This is a genomic window from Chitinophaga sp. (assembly GCF_036569125.1).
Classification (GTDB): Bacteria; Bacteroidota; Bacteroidia; order Chitinophagales; family Chitinophagaceae; genus Chitinophaga.
Genome location: NZ_DATCRF010000054.1, coordinates 1 through 8,349 on the forward strand (window position 1 = coordinate 1; position 8,349 = coordinate 8,349).

Annotated in this window: 8 protein-coding genes and 1 pseudogene; 3 read left to right on the forward strand and 6 right to left on the reverse strand. The window is 49.5% G+C overall.

Annotated elements, in window-relative coordinates:
• Positions 1 to 6: 6 nt before the first annotated feature.
• The 6 genes from VIM87_RS01820 to VIM87_RS01845 all read right to left on the reverse strand — a co-directional run bounded on the left by VIM87_RS01820 (position 7) and on the right by VIM87_RS01845 (position 5,469).
• Positions 7 to 819, reverse strand: coding sequence for a 2,3,4,5-tetrahydropyridine-2,6-dicarboxylate N-succinyltransferase (locus VIM87_RS01820; RefSeq protein WP_331995320.1), 813 nt, complete (start codon positions 817 to 819; stop codon positions 7 to 9).
• A gap of 101 nt (positions 820 to 920) precedes the next feature.
• Complete coding sequence (locus VIM87_RS01825; RefSeq protein ID WP_331995321.1) at positions 921 to 3,347, reverse strand: M1 family metallopeptidase; 2,427 nt, start codon at positions 3,345 to 3,347, stop codon at positions 921 to 923.
• Positions 3,348 to 3,353: 6 nt separating this feature from the next.
• Positions 3,354 to 4,022 (reverse strand): hypothetical protein, encoded by a 669-nt coding sequence (locus tag VIM87_RS01830; protein WP_331995322.1) that lies wholly within the window; start codon positions 4,020 to 4,022, stop codon positions 3,354 to 3,356.
• Positions 4,019 to 4,456 (reverse strand): hypothetical protein, encoded by a 438-nt coding sequence (locus VIM87_RS01835; protein ID WP_331995323.1) that lies wholly within the window; start codon positions 4,454 to 4,456, stop codon positions 4,019 to 4,021. The genes VIM87_RS01830 and VIM87_RS01835 overlap by 4 nt, the downstream gene beginning before the upstream one ends.
• A gap of 12 nt (positions 4,457 to 4,468) precedes the next feature.
• The gene (locus tag VIM87_RS01840) at positions 4,469 to 4,906 is read right to left on the reverse strand and encodes a hypothetical protein (protein WP_331995324.1); all 438 of its coding nucleotides are present in this window, start codon (positions 4,904 to 4,906) and stop codon (positions 4,469 to 4,471) included.
• Positions 4,903 to 5,469 (reverse strand): RNA polymerase sigma factor, encoded by a 567-nt coding sequence (locus VIM87_RS01845; protein ID WP_331995325.1) that lies wholly within the window; start codon positions 5,467 to 5,469, stop codon positions 4,903 to 4,905. Before VIM87_RS01845 ends, VIM87_RS01840 begins: the two co-directional genes overlap by 4 nt.
• 155 nt (positions 5,470 to 5,624) lie before the next feature.
• Between VIM87_RS01845 and VIM87_RS01850 the strand changes: the two genes are divergently transcribed.
• The 3 genes and pseudogenes from VIM87_RS01850 to VIM87_RS01860 form a co-directional block, all read left to right on the forward strand.
• Positions 5,625 to 6,737 carry a glycosyltransferase family 1 protein gene (locus VIM87_RS01850; protein WP_331995326.1) on the forward strand — a complete coding sequence of 371 codons (1,113 nt, stop codon included), beginning with the start codon at positions 5,625 to 5,627 and terminating at the stop codon, positions 6,735 to 6,737.
• Positions 6,738 to 6,858: 121 nt separating this feature from the next.
• Positions 6,859 to 7,428 (forward strand): L-threonylcarbamoyladenylate synthase, encoded by a 570-nt coding sequence (locus tag VIM87_RS01855; RefSeq protein WP_331995327.1) that lies wholly within the window; start codon positions 6,859 to 6,861, stop codon positions 7,426 to 7,428.
• Positions 7,429 to 7,533: 105 nt separating this feature from the next.
• Positions 7,534 to 8,349 (forward strand): annotated as a pseudogene (locus tag VIM87_RS01860) (CCA tRNA nucleotidyltransferase); the annotation flags it as partial.

An 8,349-nucleotide genomic window follows, 5' to 3' on the forward strand; every position in this document is an offset into this window, starting at 1 on the left:
TAACAACTACACTGCTACGTTAAACGCTCTTAGCGTATCATTCAGGCTCGTCTTCAGATCCGTTGATTCCTTACGCTGCCCAATGATCAGCGCACAAGGCACCTGGTATTCGCCGGCAGGGAATTTTTTGGTATAGCTGCCGGGTATCACTACACTGCGTGCCGGTACACGGCCTTTAAGCTCCACAGGCTCGCTGCCGGTTACATCAATGATCTTCGTAGATTGGGTCAGCACCACGTTAGCGCCTAATACCGCTTCTTTTTCAACACGCACGCCTTCCACTACTATACAACGGGAACCTATAAAGCAGCCGTCTTCAATGATCACGGGGCTGGCCTGTAAGGGTTCCAGTACACCGCCAATACCTACGCCGCCGCTCAGGTGCACATGCTTGCCTATCTGCGCGCAGGAGCCTACAGTAGCCCAGGTATCCACCATGGTGCCTTCATCTACATACGCGCCAATATTCACGTAAGAAGGCATCAGGATAGCGCCTTTAGCTATAAAAGCGCCGTAACGGGCAATAGCATGCGGTACCACGCGCACACCCAGGTCTTTGAAGTTAGTTTTCAGCTTCATTTTATCATAGAACTCAAAAGGCGCCAGGCTAATGGTTTGCATAGGCTGAATGCAGAAGTACAGGAGTATAGCCTGTTTCACCCATTCATTTACCTGCCATCCGTCTGCCGTAGGTTCCGCTACACGTAATTTGCCTTTATCCACTGCCTCTATTACAGCCCTGATAGCGTCTTTATATTGCATGTCTTCCAGCAGGTTACGGTCGTTCCAAACGGTCAGTATTTGTTCTTTTAGTTCCATTGTTGAAATTTTCCACAAATATAAACGCCATTTGGTTAATAGGGTAGGGCTTTGTTCCCGGTGCGGCCGGTTTCAGGAAAAGAGCAGGCATCGTTGCCTGCTCAGAGCGCGGCAGCAATTGCCTGTATCGCATTTTCTGCAGCGGCGGCAGAAGCTTCATCATGCGCGCCGGTACGCTGCTCTTTCACTTTTACAAGCAAGCCGGATATAAAGGTGCCGGCGCCTTTCTGTTTATACCGGATGGCAATCTGTTTCATTAGCTCAATGCCCTGCTGTGCCAGCGCGGGATCATGGATGCGCCCGACAAAAACAGCAAAGCTTTGAGTGAGTTGTGCCTTATCCCGCAGTGAACCATTCAGAAGGCGGTTATACATAAAAGACCATTGGCTTTCATCGCCAAATGAGCTGTAAACCCCGGCAATAGCCTTGCTCAGCACACCAAGATTATCTTTCTCCAGGCTTTTAGCGTACTGTATGGCCGTAGGCGGGTTTATTTGGGCGATGGCAGTCAATGCCGCGGCCTGCACCTGGTAAGAGATGCTGGATAATGCTTTTATAAATGCCGGCAGATAAGCGCTGTCTTTCAGCACAGCCAGTGTTGTGATTGCCCTGGCCTGCACCAGCGTATTGCTGTCAGATGCTGCGATGCCGGCTATTAAAGGCAGGGTCATGCGCTGTAAGGCCGGATCCGTATTACGGATGTCTTCCTGCTTTTGGGTAAGGATAGCCAATGCTTTTTTGCGGATGCCGGGAAAACGGTCTTTCAGCGCAGCCGTAATGATCTGTTGTGCCGTGTCGTTGCCCGGGGCTGCGGCCGCCGCTTCCAGCGCTTCGCAGCGGTCCATGAACAGCGGCGCGTGAAAGAACTGGTAAGCGAATGCCTGCATGGTTTTATGATCCTGTTTCTGTGATACCAGTACCTTGTCCGCATCTACATTCACCAGCAGCGGTTCCTGGTTTGCTTTAAAATGAAAAGTATCTTTCCGGTTGTACAGCCAAAGCTGTTCACGCTGTTTTCCGTCCGCTGCATAAATATCCACTGCCAGGGGTAAACGGAATGTATGCCCCGGCTGCAGCTGCTCAATGAATACGGTTGCCGTGCGGGAAGCAGCATCCCATTCATAACGTATATCCAGCACAGGATGGCCTGCACCGTAAAACCACTGGTCAAAGAACCATTGAAGGTCAATGCCGCTGGCTTCTTCCATGGCTAAACGTAGTTGTGCTGCTTCAGCATTCTTATAGGCGTTTTGAACAAGGTACAGGTGCAGTCCTTTGTTGAACACATCGTTCCCGAGATAGTTGCGCAGCATGTACAGGATGCGTCCTCCTTTCTGGTAGGTAACCCCGTTAAAGATCTCACGCGGATGCTCAATAGCATAATTCACCAGTGGTTTGGCGGCATTGGCAGTATCGTCCAGGTAGCCCTTCAGGCCCTGGTGCCAATGCTCGCCGGCTGCATCTGCCCCGTATTTGTATTCCAGCCATAGCAGCTCACCCAGGTCTGCAAAAGATTCGTTCATGCAAAGGTTCGCCCAGTTCTTTGCCGTCACATAATCGCCAAACCATTGGTGGAACAGCTCATGCTGTATCCCGGTGTCATAATACCGGTCTGCCAGCTGCCGGGTGTTGCCCTGTGCAGCTTCTCCGGTCATGGTAGCAGTGGTATTTTCCATTGCGCCGCTAACATAATCGCGCACCACAATTTGAGCATACTTGTTCCAGGGAAAATCAACACCCAGCAGCCTTGAAAAAAAATCAACAGACTCCGGGGTTTGCCCGAAAATATCCCTGGCATAAGGGGCGTAGTCTGGCTCCAGGTAATAGCTGATCTCTTTTCCATGCCAATAGTCTTTGTATATCCGGAAGTCGCCCACTGCCATCATAAACAGGTAGGGCGCATGCGGCTTATCCATTTTCCAGGTATCAGTGCGGGTGCCGTCAGCGTTGTTCTTTTGCGTGGCAAGATAGCCATTGGAAAGGGTGGTGTATTTAGCAGGCACGGTCATGCTGATCTCCGATGTTGTGCGCTGGTTGGGATTATCGATCGTAGGGAACCAAACAGAGGCATTCTCCGGTTCTCCCTCCGTCCATATCTGCACCGGCTTGTCCTCGCTGCTGTCGGGGTTAATAAAATACAATCCCTTTTCTTCCCTGCGCCTTCCTTTGAGCTCATTGGGCCTGGCCGTATAATCAATATACAGGGTATAGGTATCCGCAGGGCTGTATGCTTTGCCCAGGCTTATTGCCAGCACCATGCCATCGTAAGAATAATGTAATGCCTGCTTACCTTTACCGGTTACAAGGCTCACTTCCCGTATGATCATGCCTTTGGCATCCAGCTGCACGGAGTCAGCCGAGTAAGCATAAGGCCTGAGCTTTACCCATTCCCTGCCGTACAGGTAACATTTTTTATAGTCGAAACTTACATCCAGCCTGGTATGTACCAGCGAATGTTTTTTTACCTGCTGGGCAATAGTTTGCAGGGCCGTTATGGTAAACCATAAGGCCAGAAGCATTTTTTTCATCCGTATTTATTTCAGTTGTTGTTTTTCTTTAGCCAGGGATTCCATGGCTGAGCGGTCAGGTGTGGAGTGTATAAGGGAGATGGCTTGCTCAACGGCGGGCCATTGGCCGGGACTTAAACAGATCTTATTCATCAGCAGCTCCAGCAATTTTCTTTTTTCATTATCACCCTGCTGGTTAATATAGGATAGGACGCCGTTGAGCACCTGGTCTGTTATAACATCATTGCGTAACAGCTGCTGCAGGTATAGTTGAGATGCTGTTGAAGATCTGAGCTGGGGTATGGCCTGCAAAAGGGCGCTGTCCCCGCCGCGTTCAAATACCCTTTCCATTCTTGCTTTTGCATCATACCCGAAGGCGATCATTTCATGAATAGCTTCCGCCATATTATCCTTGCCGGGAGTATCATATGTGATCGCTCCTTTTACATCACTTTCTGCCGAGAAGCGGGTGCTGTTATGCCGGTAACGTATATAAGCGCCGGGCGACATACGCTCAATGCGCTTTTCATCAGGTGAAAAGCTGATCCTGCCTGCGTATTGTACCCGCTCATAATCATCATCGGTCTTTACCGTAATACTCACTTTGCCCGGAACATGAGGCCCGTGCCACCAGTTCTTAAAATACACCCGGATGAAGATCAGGCTAAAGGCTGCCAGGAAAAAAGCCAGTTTCATAGATTCCTTTTTGAAAGTAAGTAATATGCCAGCAAGCCCACGGCAATGCTGCCGGCCAGCACAGCTACAGATAATAAGGTAACAGGCCCCATGAAATAAATAATGGCCAGGCCTGCAGCCAGCGAAGCCAGTACACAGCCCCATTGCAGCGCAGCTTTCAGTCCATTACCCAGTTTTTGCTGCAGCAGCTGCGTGATCACCGTTTCAGGTGTGCCCGCATCCAGCATCCGGGTTTTCAGCCGGCTATCCAGGTACAGCTGCACCAGCGTTACTATAAACCTGGACACTACATAAAGGGCCAGTATGATCCCGCAAATGTTCACCACATCAAATACCAGCGCCCGGTCTATGAGCGGTTCACTAACAGGTTGGGCGATGGCCGGTATCGCAGCCAGCGATGCGGCGCCCCATAATATGATCTTCTTTTTCATCATTATTGTTTTCATTTAAGCAGACAGCCCGCCCGTAATAAGGTTGCACGACCGCCTGAAATTTTTCATCATTTTTATTACCTGCAGCAATATAACAACAGCGGTTACCGCCAGCGCCAGGTATAAGGGAAGGCCGCTTACATTGCCCAGCAGGTATTTGCCATAGGCCCCGAACAGGAAAAAAGTAGCCGCAACAGTTACTGCAACAATAGCCGCCAGCAGCCAGTCAAACCACTTGCGTTCTTTCAGCTTTGGCATCACAAGCTGCACCGTGTCAAACTCCGGCGCCGCATCGGGCAGGTCCGCCGTAAGGCTAAATAACAGCCTGTAATTGTCCGCAGCTGTTTTACACGCCGGGCAATGCTCAATATGATCAGCAACAACGGCATCGCAGCTACGCCGGTCCATCGCATACGCCTGTAGCGCTTCTTCGTTCACATGTTCTGTATTCATAAGCTGTCTTTTTTATGGCGCGATAATATGATCTGTTTCAATTGCTTTCTGGCCCGGAAAAGATGGCTTTTCACCGTGCCTTCAGGCATAGAGGTGATATTACATATCTCGCTGATGCTCAGCTCCTCCTTATGGAACAATACAAAGATAGTTTTGTATACCGGCGGCAGTTCATCTATGGCAGCATTAATAATACCCGACAGCTCTTTTCCCTGCAGGCTTTGTTCAGCCGCCCCGGTTTCAGGCAGATGCTCATAATTCTCACCGGTAAGCAGTATTTTCTTTTTCTCAAGGAAATTAATACAGGTATGATAGGCAATATTGGCTATCCATGTAGATAGTTTTGCATCAAACCTGAAGCCGCCCAGGTGACGGAATGCCTTGAGGTAAATATCCTGCACCAGGTCTTTTCGGTCTTCTGCCCTGGATACCATGCGCTGTACAATTTGTGCAACAAGCCTTTCAGTACCGGTTATAATGACGCTAAAGGCGTGCCTGTCGCCTTGCAGCACCCTTTCTACCAGTTGCCGGTCTGTTTGATGTTGTAGTTCGTTGTAGCTCACTAATAGCTCATATGACGGTTACTGCAGTATAAAGTTGCAAAACACCCGGAATTAATGCGGTCTCTTACCTTCACTTCCCGGCCCAACAAAATTTTCCTTATTTTGGCCCCTGGTCCTTCTTAAAAAAGGCACCCATCAAACCAAAACCACTAAAGTTGAACATCGCCTTCGATGCCAAAAGGGCTTTTCAGAATAACACAGGACTGGGCAATTACAGCCGGTCGCTGATCAGTGCCCTGGCCACGTATTTCCCGGAACATCATTATTACCTTTTTGCACCAAAGCAAACAGGTATGTTCAACACCACGCTGCCCGCAGTGCTCCCGCAAAAGCCCCTGCACCGCTGGTTCCGCGCTGCCTGGCGCAGCAGGTATGTGGTAGGCGATCTGCTGGCGCACAAGATAGATCTTTACCACGGCCTGAGCCATGAAATACCTTTTGGCATCCATCGCAGTGGCATAAAAAGTGTGGTTACTATGCACGATCTGATCTTTGAACGTTATCCCGGCCAGTATAATCCCATTGATGTGCAAACCTATCGCCGCAAGGCAAAGTATGCCTGTGAGCAGGCAAACAGGGTAGTGGCCATCAGTGAGCAAACCCGGGCCGACCTTATCACTTACTACCATACACCGCCGGAGAAAATAGCCGTAGTATATCAAAGCTGTGATCCCATGTTTGCCATAGCGCATACAAAGGAAGCAGTGCAGGAAATGCGGCAGCAATACGGCCTGCCACCGGTTTATTTATTGTATGTAGGATCGGTGATCGAGCGTAAGAACCTCTTAGGCATCGTACAGGCATTACAGCAGCAGCAGTTAAAAATACCTTTAGTGGTATTGGGCGATGGCGGATCCTATAAAAAGAAAGTAAAAAGCTTTATAGCCGCAAACGGCCTGCAGCAGCAGGTGATATGGCTGAATGAGCAGCGCCGTCCGGCGTACACGGATCTGCCTTTGTTATACCAGGGTGCGCAGGCATTGGTGTACCCCTCTATCTTTGAAGGCTTTGGTATTCCGATCCTGGAAGCGTTGTGGAGCCGTACGCCGGTCATAACCTCGCAGGGCTCCTGCTTTGCAGAAACCGCCGGGGATGCAGCTTTGTATGTTGATCCGCTGCAGCCGCAAACCATTGGCCACGCCATTACGCAGGTACTGGAAGATGCTGCGCTGGCGCAGGCCATGCGTGAAAAAGGCTGGATCCACGCACAACGTTTTACCGCCGATAAATGTGCAGCCGCCATGATGGCCGTTTACCAAAGTTTATAAGTAATAATTAATAATTAAAAATGAATAATTAATAATCACGAAAAATAATAGTTCACTTGAAAAGCAGGCACTACGTCTATTAATTCTTAATTATTAATTATTAATTCAAAAGAATCGAAACATGCCATTCGAAAACGATATTACCCCCTCGTTGAGGGTGCTCCGCGAAGGCGGCCTTATTCTATACCCAACAGATACCGTATGGGGCATTGGCTGCGATGCTACCAATGAAACAGCCGTGCAGGATATCTTTACCCTCAAGCAACGGGATGAAGCTAAAAGCATGGTAATACTACTGGCAGATATACGTGACCTTATGCAGTACATTGCCCACCCGCATCCGGACCTGGCCAACATCCTGGAAGGTTTTGACCGCCCCACCACCGTTATCTACGATGGCGCATTGGGCCTGGCCCCGAATGTGGTGCATAAAGATGGCAGCGTGGCTATACGTATTGTACAGGATGAGTTTTGCCGCCACCTTATTAAACGCCTGCGCAAACCCCTGGTGTCCACATCGGCCAACCTCAGCGGACAGCCAGCCCCGGCCACTTTTGCGGCTATTGACCCGCTTATAAAGGATGGCGTAAATTATGTGGTGCAATACCGGCAGGATGATACGGAAGTAAAACCGCCCTCCCGCATTATCCGCCTGCATAATAACGGCAGTATGGATGTGATACGCGAATAAATTACAAGTAACTCATTCTGAATAGGGTTACGTGTTATTGTTCAGGATTAATTCTGAATTATTAATTAAAGGAATACTTTTGCGGTTTTTATATCTTTTTCTAGTATGATCAGCAGAAAGCCTATAGACATTCCCTGTACTTTGCAGGAACGTAAAGTGTTAGAGCAGATAGCGGTTGCTGCCCGGGAGCTGGGCCTGCCCTGCTACCTGATCGGCGGCTTTGTGCGTGATAAATTATTGAACCGCAATACCAAAGATATGGACGTGGTATGTGTGGGCGATGGCATTGCCCTGGCCCATAAAGTAGCGTCCATCATAGGGGAGAATGTGCCGGTGAACTTCTTTAAAACCTATGGCACCGCACAAATAAAATGGAACGAGCTGGAAATAGAGTTTGTAGGCGCCCGTAAAGAAAGTTACCGTGATCATTCCCGCAACCCGGAAGTAGAAGCCGGTACCCTGCAGGATGATCAGCTGCGCCGCGATTTCACCATTAACGCCATGGCCGTAAGCCTTAAGGAAGATGATTACGGCAGCCTGCTGGATCCCTTCAATGGCCTGGCCGACCTGGATCAAAAGCTGATCCGCACGCCGCTGGAACCTTCGCAAACCTTCAGCGATGATCCCCTGCGCATGATGCGGGCCATCCGCTTTGCCTCCCAGCTGCAGTTCACCATTCATCCTGAAGCCTTTACAGCTATCCAGGAAAATGCACACCGGATCAAGATCGTATCGCAGGAACGTATAACCGACGAGTTTAACAAGATCATGTTATCCACCAAACCCTCCGTAGGGCTTGACCTGTTATACCGCGGCGGTTTAATGAAGATCATTTTTCCGCAGATGATTGACCTGGTAGGCGTGGAAATGGTGGAAGGCAAAGGGCATAAGGATAATTTTTATCATACTTTGCAGGAACGT

Bases quoted from the DNA above. Each gene is read 5' to 3' on its own strand.
- VIM87_RS01820 (WP_331995320.1), bottom strand. From the start codon at position 819: ATGGAACTAAAAGAACAAATACTGACCGTTTGGAACGACCGTAACCTG.
- VIM87_RS01825 (WP_331995321.1), bottom strand. From the start codon at position 3,347: ATGAAAAAAATGCTTCTGGCCTTATGGTTTACCATAACGGCCCTGCAA.
- VIM87_RS01830 (WP_331995322.1), bottom strand. From the start codon at position 4,022: ATGAAACTGGCTTTTTTCCTGGCAGCCTTTAGCCTGATCTTCATCCGG.
- VIM87_RS01835 (WP_331995323.1), bottom strand. From the start codon at position 4,456: ATGATGAAAAAGAAGATCATATTATGGGGCGCCGCATCGCTGGCTGCG.
- VIM87_RS01840 (WP_331995324.1), bottom strand. From the start codon at position 4,906: ATGAATACAGAACATGTGAACGAAGAAGCGCTACAGGCGTATGCGATG.
- VIM87_RS01855 (WP_331995327.1), top strand. From the start codon at position 6,859: ATGCCATTCGAAAACGATATTACCCCCTCGTTGAGGGTGCTCCGCGAA.